The following is a 16474-nucleotide window of genomic DNA, read 5'->3' on the forward strand; positions in this document are numbered from 1 at the left end:
AGGGAATATGGACATCATCATACGCGGCATGAGGAACGTGCTGCGTAATCCGTTACGATTGTTGCTGGTGGTGCTTCTGCTGGGAGCGAGCCTGATGCTGGTGGCAGCGATGGTCAGCCTGAATAGCAGCGCGCAGCAACAATTGACCAATGTGCATAAAGAAGTAGGTACGGCCATCACGATCAACTACACGGCCAACGAGAGTCAAAACGACACGCCCGCAGCCGGCGGCCCGGGCTCCACCAATAGAGGTGGCAATGGCGGCGGCTCCTTCAATCGACAGTCCCCTACCCCAATCCCCAATAGCGTCATCACGACCGTGTCACATCTCTCAGGTGTCAGCAGTGTCGAGACAAATCTGAGGCGCACTGATACAAACAGTACACTCAAGACCAGCTCAATCCAGACCCCCAATGGCCGCTCGATCTCTATCCCTCCGACGGTCAATGGTATTTCTACTGGCGCCACCCATTTTACTCTCACCGGTGGCAGCACGCCTACGCTGGTGTCGGGACGCAGTTTCCAGACCAACGACGCCAATACAAATGTGGCAATGGTGAGCCAGACGCTGGCCAGCAGCAACAATCTGTCGGTTGGCTCTACCTTTACCTTGCAGGGAAAGACATTTACCGTCATTGGTCTCTTCACCACCGATCAGCAGTTTGCCAATAGCGCACTGGTGATCCCGATGTCGACCATGCAGAGCGTCTTCTCGGTGAATGGCGTAGATTCGATCACGGTTTACGCGCAAACCTATGAACAGGCCGATGCCGTGGCGGCCAAAATACGCACCACCCTTGGCAAGTCTTATGACGTCGTTACTGAAGCTTCAACCTATACCAGCACCATTAGCGCGCTCAACGCCGCCCAGAACAGCAGCAAGCTAGCGCTCATTGTGGCGATCGTCACCGCGACCCTGGTCATTATCTTCGCTGTCTTTATCACGGTCCACGAGCGTACAGTCGAAATTGGTACCCTCAAAGCGATTGGAGCCTCGCACTGGCAGGTAATTCGCCAGTTCTGGGGTGAAGTGCTGGCACTGAGCGTGGTAGCGGCATTGATCGCGGTATTTTTGCTGGCGACGCTGGGATCAGTCATCACGCGAGCCTTTGATGTCTCCTCACCGACCGCAGCGACAACACCTACTCCAGGAGGCTTCGGCCGGGGCGGCTTCGGCGCTGGACGTGCTCTGTTCGCGCAACAGGCCGCCAACCTCAACGTGCACCTGTCTTCCGCCACCTTAAATGTGCAGACGCTGTTGATCATTGTGGGGCTCGGCATGGGACTGGCGGTGCTCACGAGCGTTATCCCGGCCTGGTACGTGGCGCGTATCAAACCGGCCGAAGTGTTGCGCAGGATGTAATCGAGCCGAAGAAAGACGAAGGGGAATACACATGGATACAGACCTGACCCCCATAGATGATCAGGAAGACATTGAGTTCAATGAGGCGTTGACACCGCTGCAATCGGAAGCACAAGATGGCCGGCGCGTTACAGTTACCGCCAGCGGCTTGAGCAAGATCTTCATCCACAAAGGTGGTGAGATCAAGGCGGTCGATGATGTCAGCTTCACGTTTACCGAGCGGCAGTTTATTACCATCATGGGTCCCAGTGGTTCTGGAAAATCGACGCTGCTGTATCTCCTGGGTGGCATGGACCAGGCTACTGGCGGAGAACTGCATATCGATGGTGTCGATGTCCGGCATCTCTCCGAGCAGCAGGAGCATACGTTCAGACGTGAGAAGCTGGGCTTTGTCTTCCAATCCTTCCACCTGATCTCCAATCTGACAGCATTGGAAAATGTAATGCTGCCCATGCAGCTGGCGGGAGGACATACACCTGCGTATATGCGTGAACGGGCGCGTTCGCTCCTGCTAGAGGTGGGATTGAATGAGGACCGCCACAGCCACCTGCCTGGCAAATTGTCCGGCGGACAGCAGCAGCGCGTCGCCATCGCCCGCGCCTTAGCCAATGATCCCAGCGTTATCCTGGCCGACGAACCAACCGGCAATCTGGATGCACGCACGGGGGCGCGCATCATCGAGCTACTGAAAAAGCTGGCGGAGCAGGGCAAGACCGTTGTGGTGGTAACCCACGATCGTGGCATCGCACGCCTGGCCGATGTGCGTCTGGAAATGGACAACGGCCAGCTTAAGCCAATGCCAAAATACGTTGGCGCGCAGGATGCCAGCACCAGAACAGCGGTGGTGAAATCGTGGGACGACCTTCCGATAACAGTTAGCGCCGAGGGACTGAGCAAGTATTTCACGTACCGCAACCAGACCATCAAAGCGGTCGACAAGGTAAACTTCGCGTTTAAAGAACAACAGTTTATCAGTATTACCGGCCCCAGTGGCTCAGGTAAATCGACGCTGCTGTACATCATAAGTGGATTGGATCAGGCTACCAGCGGCGATCTGCTCGTCGATGGCGTGGAAGTCAGAAGCCTCTTCGGACGCAAAGAGAATCACTTCAGGCGCGAAAAGGTCGGCTTTGTCTTCCAGTCCTATCATCTGCTCTCCAATCTGACGGCACTGGAGAATGTGATGCTGCCTATGCAGATGGTGCGCGGCAAGTCGGCGGAAGAAATACGCGAGCGGGCCCGCAATCTGCTCTTCCAGGTAGGATTAAACGAGGATCGCCACAGCCATCTGCCCGGCAAATTGTCCGGCGGACAGCAGCAGCGCGTCGCCATCGCCCGCGCCCTGGCCAACGATCCTCGCGTCATCCTGGCCGACGAACCAACCGGCAACCTGGACGCCTATAACAGCAAGCGCATCATCGAATTGCTCAAGCAACTGGCCGAACAGGGCAAGACCGTCGTGGTCGTGACCCACGATCGCAGCATCGCGCGCGTGGCGGATATCCGCCTGGAGATGGAAGGTGGTCGGCTCACAGGGATGGGTAGCCAGATCGCTCCGGTCCGTCCCGTCACCACTGTGCGCAAGAAAAAAAGCAAAAAGAAATAAAAGTAAGCCCATCCATGTCAAAGATCATCTTTGACATGGATGGGCTTACTAGCTTAAGCCTGCGCGACATCAACCTCATGATCTTTGAAGAAGGTGTGCCAGGGGCCGCAGTCAACGATGAAAGGCTGCATCAGCGCGCGCTCCGCCTGGACAGTGTGGTTCAGGTCGTGCGCGGCCCACGTGCGCAGCATCTGCGCCAGGAATACCGTTCCCAGCTTTGGATGCTGCACCGTTCGCTGCAGGTCTTCCTCCTTCAACTGCGCGATCATGGCCAGATTTTCCTGCCGGTAGCGCGTGAAGGCGGCCACCTGCTGTTCAGGTGTCTGCAGGTCGGCATCTTCGATCCGCTGCTGGGGATCGAAATCAGTGAAGTTTTGTCCCGCCAGAAAAGAGCGCACACGGACAGGAAAGAGCGCGCGCTCTGCGTTCAATATGTGCTGTAAGCAATCAAGCGCCGACCACTCGCCTGGGGCGGGTGGACGCGACAGTAGATCAGCGGGCAGCGTGCTGATCAGTCTCTGCCAGCGCTCGGGGGTAGTAGAGAGGATTGCCTGTACATGTTCTAAAGTGGTAAGCAATAGATACCTCCTTCTAGCTTTTCCAACAAAGCCAGACCGGTCTAAGAAACGGTTTCTCTGTGCTCAAACGGCCTGAAAATCTGATTGCCAGAGCGAAAATAAAGATACTGCTTGGCAGGAAAGCGCTCATATGCTACCATTCTGCCATGAATAGAACAGTTCTGCCAGTGGCAGAAAGGACAAGGAGCATCAAAAAACTGCCATGCATACCGTTGCGGTCCTCATTTATGATTCCGTTAATCCCTTTGAGCTGGCAGTAGCGACAGAGGTCTTTGGCTTCGACCGGCCCGAGTTGGCTGTGCCCTGGTACCGCTTTCTGGTCTGTGCCTGCGAGCCGCGTCCTATCCGCTCCGCAGCCGGCTTTCTGCTCACAACACCCTATACACTTGAACAGGTTGAGGAGGCGGATACCATCATTATTCCCGGTTCACGCCCCGGTGTTGTCCCTGTTCCAGAACCGCTGCTCGCCACACTGCGCCGATCCTATCAGCGTGGCGCGCGCATCATCACACTCTGCACCGCAACGTTTATCCTGGCAGCCGCCGGTCTGCTGGATGGTCGCTGCGTCACCACCCATTGGGCCTGGGCAGCCGAGCTGGCCGCGCGCTATCCCAGGGTACAGGTCGATCCCAAAAGACTATATACCGACGATGGCCAGATCCTTACCTCGGCCGGAACTGCGGCGGCGATCGATCTCTCGCTCCACGTGGTGCGCCAGGACTATGGGGCCGAGGTAGCTGCGGCCGTCGCCCGGCGCATGGTCGTGCCACCGCACCGCGATGGCGGCCAGGCACAATACATTCAGACGCCACTACTCTCTCTCCGTGAGCAGCATGAACCATTTGTAACCACACTCGAGTGGATCACCGCCAACCTGCATGAAGACCTTACGGTGGAACAGATGGCAAAGCGGGCGGCTATGAGCCCACGCACCTTCGCACGCCGCTTCCAGGCGACCATCGGCACCACACCCTATCAGTGGCTACTCCAGCAACGCATCACACTCGCTCAACGTCAGTTAGAAACCACCGATGAAACCATCGAACGCATAGCCACCTGCTGCGGCTTCAGATCGGCGGCCACATTCCGTCTGCACTTCCAGCACCTCCTTCACGTGTCCCCCCAGAGATACCGTCAGTCCTTCCATTATGCCAGGTAAAGTATCTTTGGCATCAAAATAATACCAAAGGAATAATTGGTTATTAAATTGATTTGAAGGATAGATAACCTTTACTTAACAAAAAAGAAGTACACTGGACATTAGTGTTCAATGAACACGCTCCTACCATTCATGTCGGCGCCTGGGTAAGAGCTTCTTTTTGCGCCGCGTATTTCTTCATATTTACTGGGTAGGAAATCTTGTATGTTTCAGGGAAGACATTGTCTTGAAAAAACATCAAGGCAAACCAAATGGCAAAAGCACACTATCTTCAGTGTAATTTTTATCCCACTTATTTTCACACTGCTGGGCAACAACGCTGCTTATGCCCGGACAAGCATAACCCATAGTCAGCATCAGGACCCGGCACATCTTGCCAACACATCCTGGCTCCCTTCAACTCCTCCTAACTGGCCCGTTGTGGTGGATGAACACACTAGTCTTCAACAACAACAGGTCACCAATGGAGTGACTGTCTCCAGCGATCTGCTGGAGACGGTCGGTGGTCCGGAACAAACTCATCAGCTCAACATCGACCTTGCCAACCCCAATGTGCGCCTTGGCGTTGTGCAAGCCCACGATACCCTGTTCAGTCAGGATGAGCCGGTCAGTTCGATGGCCAATCGCACGCATGCGGTGGCGGGCATCAACTCCGATTTCTTTGAGATCTACGGGACCGGTGACCCGATCGGTATGGTCGAGATCAATCATCGGATCATCCAGAGCCCCGCCTCATATGCGGTTCTGGGCATCACTGCCTCCGGCAAGCTGAGCATCGCCGACGAGAGCTTCTCCGGTACCGTCACAGATGGCAGCGCCAGCCATGCACTGAGCTCGGTCAACCGCTATAACGATACCAAAGGGGATCGCCTGGCCCTGTTTACGCCGGATCTGGGCAGCGCGCTGACCCTGAGCGGAAATACGGTCGCGTTCCTCAAGGCCGTGACTGGCAGTAGTGATACCTACACGGTCCAGTCGATCCAGGCGAACAACAATTCATTGCCGGCACTGAGCGGTGAAGATGCCCTGGTCGCCAGCGGTAGCTCGGCCAGCTGGCTCTCGACCAGCGTTCACGCCGGTGACAAGATCACCCTGTCCGAGCAAATCTCGCCCGATACGAACCTGGTCCACGCCGTCGGAGGTGGAAATATCCTGGTCAAGGATGGCGCCTATTTCGACGATCCTCAGAGTGTATCGAAGGGAGAGAGGGACGTTCAAAATCCGATTACCGCCCTCGGTATCACCAGAGATGGCAATCATGCCTTCATGGCTGTGATCGATGGTCATGAGGCGGGCCCTAACAAGAGCCGTGGCGTGACACAGCCTGAAATGGCCGGCTACATGATCGCTCATGGCGCCTATCAGGCCATTATGTTTGATAGTGGCGGCTCTTCTGAAATGGTCGCGCGCCTTCCGGGCCAGCAGCAGGTCTCAGTCATCAATACGCCATCAGATGGTCATGAGCGCCCGGTCGCTAACGGCCTGTTTGTTTATAGCACCGAAAGCGCCCCTGCTCCCGCAGCAAAAGTAGTGGTGAATAATGGTCAACCCCTGACGATGCTCTCCAACACGAGCATTCCCCTGGCCAGCTACGCCCTCGACGCGCAGGGCAATCCAGCCTCCACGCCAGTTGAGGTGAGCGTCTCTCCATCCAATCTGGCCAGTGTGAGCAACGGCACCATCACGGCCAAAGGGACGGGACATGGCGTCCTGAAGATCCAATCGGGCAATGCTCGTTCGTTCGAACCGTTGACCGTTGTGGATCACCTGTCTTCGCTCACCATTTCACCAGATAGCGTCGATCTGGCTAATAAGCAGACCCAGCAGTTCCAGATCACGGGCAAGGCCAGCAACGGCGCCAGCGTACCCATACCAACCAGCGCTGTGCAGTGGAGCGTTGATCCATCTTCCATGGGCGGGGTCGATCCGAACGGGCTCTTCACGGCTTCCGATACGGCGAACGCTCTGGGTAAAGTAACGCCCACCATTGGAGGAACCAGCGCATCCGCCAGTGTGGCGGTTGGGCAGGTATCGAAGAATATCGCACCACTGACCGATGTGGATAAGTGGAGCGTGACCGATAAGTATATGAGCAATTATCCCAGGGCCGTTCCCAGTCCGGGGCCGCAAACGACGTCAACCGGCAGCATCTCATTAAGCACTACTGAGAAGCATGCGCCAGGCGATAGTGGTTCGCTCGATCTTCACTATACTCTGGCTGGCGGCAAGCACGTTTTGGACCTCAATGCCTATCCCAATGATCTCAATGAGATTCAGGTTCCTACATTGGATAATAATCAGGCACCTACCTCGATCGGTATGTGGATCAAAGGGAATGCGGACCTTGCCAAAGGCTCGGGTAAGCCGCTTGATCCGGGGACGCTGACCTTTACGCTAGGTCTCTTTGGCTCCGATAATCAGACCGTCAAATTCTATCCGACGGCCCTGACTTTCGATGGCTGGCAATTCGTGACCGCTCAACTCCCGGCGGGACAATCGTATCCACTACGCTTCAATTACCTGGGAGTGGTGATTATCAATCCGGCGACCACGATGATCGGTGATATCTATATCAGCGACTTCCAGGCGCTGTATTCACCGCGTCCGCCTAAGCCATATGTGTATCAGCCTATCCCCAACAATCCATCCTGGCTCCAGTACACCGAGAATCCGGCTGATTTCAAGCAGGAAGGAACCACCATCGCCAGCCTGGACGATGCTCACGTTCACGCCGACGATCCCGGCTCGACGGGCAGCGTGGCTCTGCAGCAGGTAGGCCAACAGTTCAAGCAACTTCCAACGCAGGCGCAGCCCTCGGCGGTACAGACACAGGGTGACATGGTCGACGCCGGAACAGTGCCGAATCTGCAGTACCTGAAGTCGATGCTGGATGGCTTCGGAGTCCCCTATCACGAGGCGGTCGGCAACCACGAGATTACGCAGGGGGCCGATCCAGAAACGAAGAACTACGCGTCCGTCTTTGGCCCGACGCACTACGCGTATACGGCCGGAAAGGCGAACTTCGTGGTCCTGGATAGCGCGCATATCGGTATCCTGCCCTCAAACAACTTCCAGACGCCAGCAGAGGAACAATACCAGTGGTTGATCAACCAGCTGAACTCCAATACATCTCCAGTGGTCTTTATCACCACCCACGTTCCGGCATACGATCCACACCCGGTCAAGACCAGCCAGTTCGCGGATAGCTACGAGGCTCAGATGTACGAGCTGCTGGCGGAGCGCTATCAGCAGTTCCATCCCAACGTTCACGTCATTATGCTGCTCGGCCACGCGCGTGGCTTCTCCGAGAACCTGCTCGATCAGTATGGGAACAACGATGTTCATGGTCTACCCAACTTCGTGATCGCCGACGTTGGCGTACCAGCATACGCGCCAGCTGATCAGGGTGGATTCTACAACTACGCACTCTTCCACGTCCTGCCCGATGGGAAGGTGCAGTTCTCGGTCATGCCCCTGCTCAACAAGATCGACGTCACAAGCCCATCTTCAACCCTGGCAAAGGGGAAAACCCTGCAGTTGACCGCGCTGGGAACCGAACCCAACGGTAACGACCTGGCCCCGCTCCAGTTGCCGATCAGCGATCCAGCCTCGCACTACTGGATCAGCTCAGACCCCCACATCGCCAGCGTTGACCGCAATAGTGGCAAAGTAACGGCACACCAGGCAGGAACCGTCACCATCACCTGCACATCAGACCTGATCAGCGGATCAACAAAACTGACTGTTACCCCGTAGCGCAAAAAACGATATACAACAAACCATCTTTCTCCCGCGCCGGGCTGCTCAACGTTGAGCAGCCCGGCGTCTTTTAATCGACAACCAACATCCGCCAGGAAACGTGAAGAATGTAGTGAGATAATTCGTTTAGCGTGGGGTATGGGCCCTACCATAGGAATTCGCGCCAACGCAACTCGTCATCCAAAGAGAGGAGCGGGAAAATGAAACCCAACATTGATCAGACAGCCTTCGGCTCTATCACCATTGAAGGCACCACCTTCGACCACGATGTGATTATCAGGCTGGATGGCCAGGTCAAAAAGCGGAAGAAAAGGCTTTCAAAGGCAATCTACGGCACGTCACATATCCTTTCACTTGATGAAGCCAGGCACGTCTATGAACCAGAAGTTAAACGATTGATCATTGGAAGTGGACAGCAAGGAAACGTTCGACTTTCAGAAGAAGCCGCGGCATACTTCAAACAAAAACAATGCCAGATCGATCTTCTGCCAACACCCGAAGCGATCCATGTCTGGGATGAAGCCGCAGGCCCTACTATCGGCCTGTTCCACGTTACCTGCTAGCAAAAAACACTTTCAATGGCAGATTCCGCATAATATCGCGGAGCCTTGACAGCAGCGAAAGTAGTCAGTTATACTCTCTTTACGAGTAAGTTAAGAAACTTACTTAACTTACTCGATGTCCATTCAGGCAGTGACGAAAGATAGAGAGCAATGACATCGTTTCTTGAGATACCAGCCATTCCTGGCAGCTTGCGGCAGATCAATCGCCTGACCGTCTTGCGGCTGTTGCGCAGATTTGGCCCTATCACCAAGCCTGCGCTGGCCGAATATAGCAGGATCAGTCGTCCGACTATCAGCAAGCTGGTCGACGAGCTGGAAGAGCAGGGATTGGCGGAATGCGTTGGCGTGGCTGTGCCGACCCCCAGCGGGGGTAAGCCCGGTGCGCTCTATCGCTTTAACGCGGAGGGCGTGCGGAGCGCGGGAGTTTTCCTCACCGTAGATACCGTACGCGTCGCGCTGGTCAATGGAAACGGACGAGTGTCGGGGAGCCTCGAGCGCCCACTGGGTCAGGATCGACGACCGGAACCGGTCATCAATGCAATCGTTGAGACCTTGCAGGAACTCCTGACCTCTCAGCAGGTTATCCTGGCACAATTGCTCGGTATCGGAGTCGGGGTACCCGGTCTGACCTCGTTCGCGACCGGGGTGGTGCATTTCGCTCCTCATTTCCCGCAGTGGCAGGATGTGCCGGTGCGAGATCTGCTCAAAGCCAGGCTCGGCATAGAGGTATGGGTGGACAATGACTGCCATGTGCAGGCGCTGGCCGAACGTCATTTCGGCGCAGGCCAGGCCTGTACCGACTTTGTCACAGTGGAAAGCGGCATCGGCGTCTCCGCCGCCTTCTATTTACAGGATACGCTCTATCGTGGCGTGGGGGAGACCGCCGGCGAGATCGGCCATATGACGATCCAGGAAGATGGGCCACTATGCGAGTGCGGCAATCACGGCTGCTGGGAGACCCTGGCTTCAACCACCTGGATGGTCGAGCAGGCCTCGGGCCTGGCTCTGTTCAGCCACTCCTATGATGAGCTGATTGAAAAGCTGGAGCCTGATGTTATCAATACCCTCGCACACACGATCTTTCGCGCCGCGCAGGATGGACAAGCCGATGCCATCGAGCTTGTTCGCCAGCACGCCATGCACTTTGGTGTCGGGCTTGCCGCCCTCATCAATGTGCTCAATCCACAGCGTATTATTATCTGGGGCGACTCCATCAACGGCGGCGAACTCTTTCTGGAGACCGTGCGTGCCGTCGTAGCGCAGCGCGCCATGGCACGTCCACGTGAAATGTGTAGCATCATCTTTTCATCGTTTATCCAGGATGTCGGCGTGATTGGCGCGGCGAGCCTCGTCATAGACGCGCTGTTCACCCACTATCAGCTAGCAGCATAATATATGTAAGCGCACGATCCGGCAAAGCTCCATGGTGGAACTTTGCATTATATAGTTCAGAGAGGATAGGAGAAAACATGACTCAGACCAAAGAAGCAACCAGCAATCAGTATACTCCAACGAAGGCAGACAAATTTAGTTTTGGCCTGTGGACCGTCGGCAACCAGGGACGCGATCCCTTCGGTGATGTCGTCCGACCCGCACTTAAACCAACGTACAGCGTACAAAAACTGTCCGAACTGGGAGCCTGGGGCATCAACCTGCACGATAACGACCTGGTCCCCTTTGACGCTACGCTCCAGGAGCGCGATCGCATCGTGCGCGAATTTAAGCAGGCCCTCAACGACTATGACATGGTTGTTCCGATGGCGACCACCAACCTCTTCTTCCATCCCGTCTTCAGAGACGGTGCCTTTACCTCGGTGGATCCCAGCGTACGCGCCTTTGCTCTGCAAAAGACCATGAAAGCTATTGACCTGGGCGCGGAACTGGGCGCGAGCACGTATGTCTTCTGGGGCGGCCGTGAAGGTGTGGATGCCGAGGCAAGCAAAAATCCCGTCGACGCGCTCAAACGCATGCGCGATGCCATCAACTTCCTGTCCGAATACGCCATCGATAATGGCTACAATATGCGCTTCGCTCTTGAACCCAAGCCCAACGAGCCCCGTTCCGACACCTACTTCGCGACCATCGGCCATATGCTGGCCTTCATCTATACCCTTGACCACCCCGATATGATGGGCGTTAATCCCGAGGTAGCCCATGAACATATGTCGGGACTCAATTTTGTCCACGGCGTAGCCCAGGCATTGGAAGCTGGCAAACTCTTCCATATCGACCTGAACGACCAGAAGGGTCCGCGCTACGACCAGGATCTGCGCTTCGGCAGCGAAAGCATCAAGAGCATGTTCTTCCTGGTCAAGTTGCTGGAAGACAACGGATACACGGGTCCGCGTCACTTCGATGCCCATGCCTATCGTACCGAGGATGAGCAGGGAGTGTGGGACTTCGCGGCTGGCTGTATGCGTACCTATAACATCTTCAAAGAGAAGGCACGTCGCTTCAACACCGATCCTGAGATCCAAGCCTTGCTGCAGGAGATCAACGGCGGCGACGCCAGCCATGCCTCCCTCTTCAGCGGCGGCTACAGCAAAGAAGCCGTCAATCAGCTTAAATCCATCGACTTCCAGCCCGACACACTGGCGCAGCGTGGCTTCAAATACGAGAAGCTCGACCAGCTCACCATCGAACTCCTGCTTGGCATCCGCTAAGCCTAAAACATCTACGCAGAGCGACGGAGGCTCACGTCCTCCGCCGCTCTTTTTCCTGGTACGTTCGCTCTACATACCCACGAACATGCTCCGCATCATGAACCGGTGCTGTACACTCCTCAAGAATTTCACGCCTTCCATGCATTCTTTATGCATATATGCTACAGTAGTATCAGATGCTCTATAATTCCCTTTCACGAAAGGAACTCACAGCATCCATCAAGCGTATCTCTTTTTGAGGATATCGTAATGCGTCGTCCATCAACATCTTTAATCTGAACATTTCATCCGTGTGGCCTTAGATATACAAAAAAGAAAGGTTCCTAAGATGATCCCAACCCTCTCGACTGTGGAAGATAGCCAGAAAATGTATCAGTGGTTTGAGCAGATGCGCCAGACGCTACCTGTCTGGCTGGACGAGGAGAGCAACTGCTGGCATGTGTTTCGCTATGATGATGTGAACACGGTCATCACCGATTACCAGCGTTTTTCGTCCGAGCGCAGGATGCAGCGCGAAGCGATCGTAGCAACTGCTCGCTCTAACAATGAGCGTCCACCACGCACCGGGCGAAGTATCATTGCGATGGACCCACCCCAGCATCGGCAATATCGCAACCTGGTTACATCCGCCTTTACACCACGTGCGATCGATAAGCTGCGCGGCCGCGTCGCCCAGATTACGCAAGAGCTACTTGACAAGGCGACCGCCAGTGGCAGCATGGATTTCGCCAACGATATCGCCTATCCACTCCCGACGATCGTGATCGCCGAGATGCTGGGCGTACCCGTCAGCGATCGGCCGCTCTTCCAGAGTTGGGCCGATGGCCTGCTCAGACGCCAGTTGAGCGATGCCGAGGTGTTCCGACCGACCGACGAGCGGCGCAACAATCCAGAGCTGCAGCGCTTCACGCGCGTATTTGAGGAGATGTCGGACTACTTTGAGCGCATGCTTGAAGAACGCAAGCGGGAGCCACGCGATGATATGATGAGCGCTCTGCTGCAAGCCGAGGTTGATGGTCAGCATCTGAGCATGGATGACACCATCAGCTTCTGCACGCTCCTGCTTCTGGCCGGACATGTCACCACCACCAACCTCCTGGGTCAGGCCATCCGCTGCTTCGATGAGCATCCCGACGCGCTGGCACAGCTCTATAGAGAGCCTGAACTGATACCGTCCGCGGTGGAAGAGGTCCTGCGCTACGCCTCACCCGTCTGGCGCCTGATCCGAACCACGAAAGAAGAGGTAACGCTTTCAGGGATAACCATCCCGAAGGATGCCGCCGTTTTCGCCTGGCTGGCCTCGGCCAACCGTGATCCCCAGCAGTTCACCGAACCGGAACGCTTTGACATCACGCGCACACCCAACAAGCACGTCGCCTTTGGCCACGGCATCCACTTCTGCATCGGTGCGCCACTTTCAAGGATGGAGGCAGCGGTCGCGTTGCCAATCATCCTCAAGCAGCTGCCCAACCTGCATGTTAACCGCAGAGGTGCCCGGCTATTTGAAGGCCGTTTTCTCTTCGGCTTCAAGCACCTGCCCATCACCTTCGACGTAAAGACGACGAAAACAGCCTGAGTAATCAAACACCTTGCGAAATCCCCGACACCCATACGGTATAGACTGGTAGTCATAAACGCTACCAGTCTATGAAAAACCATACATCATTGCGCTTTTGCCTCTCCACTCGCCTGCGAAGCACGATCCGCCTCCCAGACAGAGCGAAGAATGGCCATAACCAGTTTGTTATGATAGGCACCATCGCGATAGCATGCATCGCGCAAGATACCCTCTTGCTGGAAACCGGCCTTCGTATACGCTCTCACCCCGGCGGTATTTGGTTCAGAAACCGTCAGCATGATCCGGTGCAGATTCAAGCTGGCGAATCCATAGTCAACGATCAGGCGCGTCACCTCCGTCCCATACCCTCTGCCCCAACTCTCTTTCGCCCCCAGAAAAATGTAGTATTCACCCGAGCGATTCATCAGACTTATCGAGGCAATCCCGGCATAACCAACCAGGGAGCCTCTTTCTTTTTCCACCACACCAAGCGAGAGCGTCTCTTTATCCAGCAGCGTGCGCTTCAACCACTGTTCCGTTTCATATCTCGACCACGGAAACAACCATACACCCATCGAATATCTTGTGGCCTCCCGATCCGCGAACCACCCCACAAATGCCTCCAGATCATCCATCTCAAGTGGACGGAGCAGAACGCGCTCCCCGGCCAGAAATACATTCATCCTTATAATGTTCCTCTATTGTATTTCCTTATGTAGATAGAGCATAACACAACAGGAGCAGTAGGGAAAACGGCCTTTGCTCGAAAAACCACCCAAGCTCAGCATTATTACTAGCAATACATTACATAGGCTTAACGTCACATTAAATTCCGAGTGTTATGCTTCAGCGAGAAGTTAGAGGTAGACAATAAATGGATCCTTAATCAAGTAATTTCTTTTATTCTGCCTTTACAGCAAACTTACTATTTTATTTTCCTTTATATACCTGGAGGTATCCTAATGAGTAGCTCCGAACAAGAGCTCATGCGTAATTTATTCGGCCCGCAGGATCGTCGCGGTTTTCTGAAACAGGCCGGGGCGCTAGGTCTTTCTGCATCTGCCTTCGCTACATTCCTGGCGGCATGCGGTAACACAAATACAAGCAGTACAAACGCTGCTCCTAATGTTAATATGTCTGGTCCTACTGACATGAAGACCCTCATCGCGAATGCGAAAAAAGAAGGTGGCATGCAGGCAGTTGGTATCCCACCGGAATGGGCTGACTATGCTGATATCTTGAAAAACTACGCATCCAAATACGTGCCGGTGGACTACAAAGCTGATGCAGAATATTCCTCCGCACAGGAGATCCAGGTATTCAAGCAGTCAAAGAATCATCCCTATGGGGATATCGGAGATGTCGGTTTTTCCTTTGGTCCCACGGTAATTAAGCAGGGTCTTGTTAGCCCATACAAACATGCCCACTGGGACGACATTCCCGCCGAATTAAAGGATCCCAAGGGTAACTGGTGTACGGAGTACTGGGGCGCGCAATCCTTTGTGGTCAATACCGATATTGTGAAGAATCCACCAACGTCGTTTAAAGATCTGCTCAATAACAACTACAAAAATATGGTTGGTATTGATGGCGATCCCCGCCAGGCTACCGATGCGCTCTATGCGGTCTATTCTGCCGCCCTGGCTCAGACTGGAAACGTTGATAGCATTCAACCCGGTATCGATTTCTTCGCGCAATTGAAGAAAAAAGGCAACTTTACTCCTGCGCGTTCCAGTGAAGCAAACATCGTTAAAGGCGAGGTTGCCATCGGCGTAATGTGGGACTACCTGGGCCTGGGCTTCCGTGATAAATATGCCTCAAGCCACCCGAATCTGAAAGTTATTATTCCAACCGATGGCTCAATCGCGGGACCTTATATCTCGATCATCAATAAATACGCTCCACATCCCTACGCGGCCCGCCTCTGGAATGAGTATATCTTCTCGGATGAGGGTCAGCTTTTCTACCTGAGGGGTTATGCCCATCCGGCACGCTACCAGAAATTGCAGGCCGCGGGCAAGATTCCAGCCGACCTGGCGGCGAAGCTTCCTTCGGCTGATGAGTATAAGAATGTGAAGTTTGTGAGCGACACAACGAAACTGAGTGCCGCGACCCAGGCATTGAGCCAGAACTGGCAATCTCAGGTCCTTGGTCAGTAATGTCTCTATCCACTTCATTTCTACTCCAAAAGAAACAATGCTATCTCTGGTTGCGACAACCAGAGATAGCATGCCTTGCGGCGTTCGATTTCAGGAGAAAGCATAATGCAACTACCCGGCTCCACTGATAGAGCTGAAACGGAGGCCACCACACCATCATTGGCAGCCAGTTCCAAACGATCCACGATAAATAGAAACCAGCCATGGAGTGTCGCTTTTACAAACTGGTTGGGATTTGTCCCATTCGCGCTCTTCTGCTTGCTCTTTGAGATTCTGCCGGCCGTTATGGTGATTGAGGGCAGCTTTGCCGATAGTGATACTGGTGCGTTTACCTGGAATAACTATCAGCGTATATTCTCACAGCCCAGCAATTTACACGCCTTCCAGACCAGCATTTCACTATCCCTGGTTACGGCTGTGATCAGCGCGGTGCTCGGTTTTTTCGCGGCCTACGGACTCTATCAAGTGCGTGCGAACTGGGTACGCAATATCGTTGTCGCGTTTTCAAGTATCGCCGCCAATTTCGCGGGCGTCCCGCTGGCCTTCGCTTTTATTTCGACACTCGGCGTTACTGGTTTTGTGACCGTGTTCTTGCTGAACTGGTTCCACATCGATCTGTATCATACCCTTAATTTCAGTGTCTATTCATTCTGGGGCCTGGTACTAACATATAGCTATTTTGAACTACCTCTGATGATATTGATCACACTACCAGCGCTCGATGCCTTACGTCCAGAATGGCGCGAAGCGGCAACCAGCCTGGGAGCGTCAAACATAACCTACTGGTTCAGGATCGCTCTCCCTATCCTGTTTCCGTCTTTGATCGCTGCCGCCATGCTGCTCTTCGCCAATGCATTCGCTGCGTTCGCGACCGCCTATGCGCTGGCACAGGGTGCAATCAATCTGGTACCCATTCTGATCAGCTTTGTTGTCAATGGCAATGTGAATATCGATACCGGGCTCGGCGATGCCCTGGCGGTTGGCATGATTGTCATTCTCCTTGTTGCATTCTCATTCTATACAGCGATGTTGCGCCGGGTGGGTCGATGGCAAGGGAGATAAAAAA

General features: G+C 54.6%; 12 protein-coding genes. 10 read left to right on the top strand and 2 right to left on the bottom strand.

The features are described from left to right. Positions 1-7: 7 nt before the first annotated feature. Entirely contained in the window at positions 8-1363 is a 1356-nt protein-coding gene (locus AABA21_RS06920) for an ABC transporter permease (protein ID WP_338248250.1), read from the top strand. 31 nt (positions 1364-1394) lie between these two features. Continuing rightward, positions 1395-2969 carry an ABC transporter ATP-binding protein gene (locus AABA21_RS06925; protein WP_338248251.1) on the top strand — a complete coding sequence of 525 codons (1575 nt, stop codon included), beginning with the start codon at positions 1395-1397 and terminating at the stop codon, positions 2967-2969. 53 nt (positions 2970-3022) lie between these two features. Here AABA21_RS06925 and AABA21_RS06930 read toward each other — a convergent pair whose 3' ends face one another. Next, complete coding sequence (locus AABA21_RS06930; protein ID WP_338248252.1) at positions 3023-3547, bottom strand: DinB family protein; 525 nt, start codon at positions 3545-3547, stop codon at positions 3023-3025. A gap of 202 nt (positions 3548-3749) precedes the next feature. Here AABA21_RS06930 and AABA21_RS06935 point away from each other — a divergent pair, with 202 nt between their 5' ends. The 6 genes from AABA21_RS06935 to AABA21_RS06960 all read left to right on the top strand — a co-directional run bounded on the left by AABA21_RS06935 (position 3750) and on the right by AABA21_RS06960 (position 13267). Beyond that, positions 3750-4706, top strand: coding sequence for a helix-turn-helix domain-containing protein (locus AABA21_RS06935; protein ID WP_338248254.1), 957 nt, complete (start codon positions 3750-3752; stop codon positions 4704-4706). Between the two features lie 204 nt (positions 4707-4910). Continuing rightward, on the top strand, positions 4911-8462 hold the full coding sequence (locus AABA21_RS06940; protein ID WP_338248256.1) for a phosphodiester glycosidase family protein: 3552 nt from the start codon (positions 4911-4913) through the stop codon (positions 8460-8462). Positions 8463-8665: 203 nt separating this feature from the next. Beyond that, positions 8666-9028 carry an Mth938-like domain-containing protein gene (locus AABA21_RS06945; protein ID WP_338248257.1) on the top strand — a complete coding sequence of 121 codons (363 nt, stop codon included), beginning with the start codon at positions 8666-8668 and terminating at the stop codon, positions 9026-9028. A gap of 150 nt (positions 9029-9178) precedes the next feature. Beyond that, positions 9179-10420, top strand: a complete 1242-nt coding sequence (locus AABA21_RS06950; RefSeq protein ID WP_338248259.1) for an ROK family transcriptional regulator — start codon at positions 9179-9181, stop codon at positions 10418-10420. Between the two features lie 77 nt (positions 10421-10497). Next, positions 10498-11691 (top strand): xylose isomerase, encoded by a 1194-nt coding sequence (gene xylA / locus AABA21_RS06955; RefSeq protein ID WP_338248261.1) that lies wholly within the window; start codon positions 10498-10500, stop codon positions 11689-11691. Between the two features lie 328 nt (positions 11692-12019). Further along, positions 12020-13267, top strand: coding sequence for a cytochrome P450 (locus AABA21_RS06960; RefSeq protein ID WP_338248263.1), 1248 nt, complete (start codon positions 12020-12022; stop codon positions 13265-13267). An 86-nt stretch (positions 13268-13353) separates the two neighbouring features. Here the strand turns inward: AABA21_RS06960 and AABA21_RS06965 are convergent, their stop codons facing one another. Then, positions 13354-13932 (bottom strand): GNAT family N-acetyltransferase, encoded by a 579-nt coding sequence (locus AABA21_RS06965; RefSeq protein WP_338248265.1) that lies wholly within the window; start codon positions 13930-13932, stop codon positions 13354-13356. 279 nt (positions 13933-14211) lie between these two features. On the opposite strand from AABA21_RS06965, the gene AABA21_RS06970 reads away from it, so the two are divergent. Next, positions 14212-15408 (top strand): ABC transporter substrate-binding protein, encoded by a 1197-nt coding sequence (locus AABA21_RS06970; protein ID WP_338248267.1) that lies wholly within the window; start codon positions 14212-14214, stop codon positions 15406-15408. 105 nt (positions 15409-15513) lie between these two features. Beyond that, entirely contained in the window at positions 15514-16470 is a 957-nt protein-coding gene (locus tag AABA21_RS06975; RefSeq protein WP_338248269.1) for an ABC transporter permease, read from the top strand. Positions 16471-16474 lie beyond the last annotated feature (4 nt).

This window comes from Dictyobacter halimunensis (assembly GCF_036245075.1).

What these genes read in the sequence shown, in the direction of transcription:
- AABA21_RS06920 (WP_338248250.1), top strand. Translation starts at nt 8, where the DNA reads ATGGACATCATCATACGCGGCATGAGGAACGTGCTGCGTAATCCGTTA.
- AABA21_RS06925 (WP_338248251.1), top strand. Translation starts at nt 1,395, where the DNA reads ATGGATACAGACCTGACCCCCATAGATGATCAGGAAGACATTGAGTTC.
- AABA21_RS06935 (WP_338248254.1), top strand. Translation starts at nt 3,750, where the DNA reads ATGCATACCGTTGCGGTCCTCATTTATGATTCCGTTAATCCCTTTGAG.
- AABA21_RS06940 (WP_338248256.1), top strand. Translation starts at nt 4,911, where the DNA reads ATGTTTCAGGGAAGACATTGTCTTGAAAAAACATCAAGGCAAACCAAA.
- AABA21_RS06945 (WP_338248257.1), top strand. Translation starts at nt 8,666, where the DNA reads ATGAAACCCAACATTGATCAGACAGCCTTCGGCTCTATCACCATTGAA.
- AABA21_RS06950 (WP_338248259.1), top strand. Translation starts at nt 9,179, where the DNA reads ATGACATCGTTTCTTGAGATACCAGCCATTCCTGGCAGCTTGCGGCAG.
- xylA (WP_338248261.1), top strand. Translation starts at nt 10,498, where the DNA reads ATGACTCAGACCAAAGAAGCAACCAGCAATCAGTATACTCCAACGAAG.
- AABA21_RS06960 (WP_338248263.1), top strand. Translation starts at nt 12,020, where the DNA reads ATGATCCCAACCCTCTCGACTGTGGAAGATAGCCAGAAAATGTATCAG.
- AABA21_RS06965 (WP_338248265.1), bottom strand. Translation starts at nt 13,932, where the DNA reads ATGAATGTATTTCTGGCCGGGGAGCGCGTTCTGCTCCGTCCACTTGAG.
- AABA21_RS06970 (WP_338248267.1), top strand. Translation starts at nt 14,212, where the DNA reads ATGAGTAGCTCCGAACAAGAGCTCATGCGTAATTTATTCGGCCCGCAG.
- AABA21_RS06975 (WP_338248269.1), top strand. Translation starts at nt 15,514, where the DNA reads ATGCAACTACCCGGCTCCACTGATAGAGCTGAAACGGAGGCCACCACA.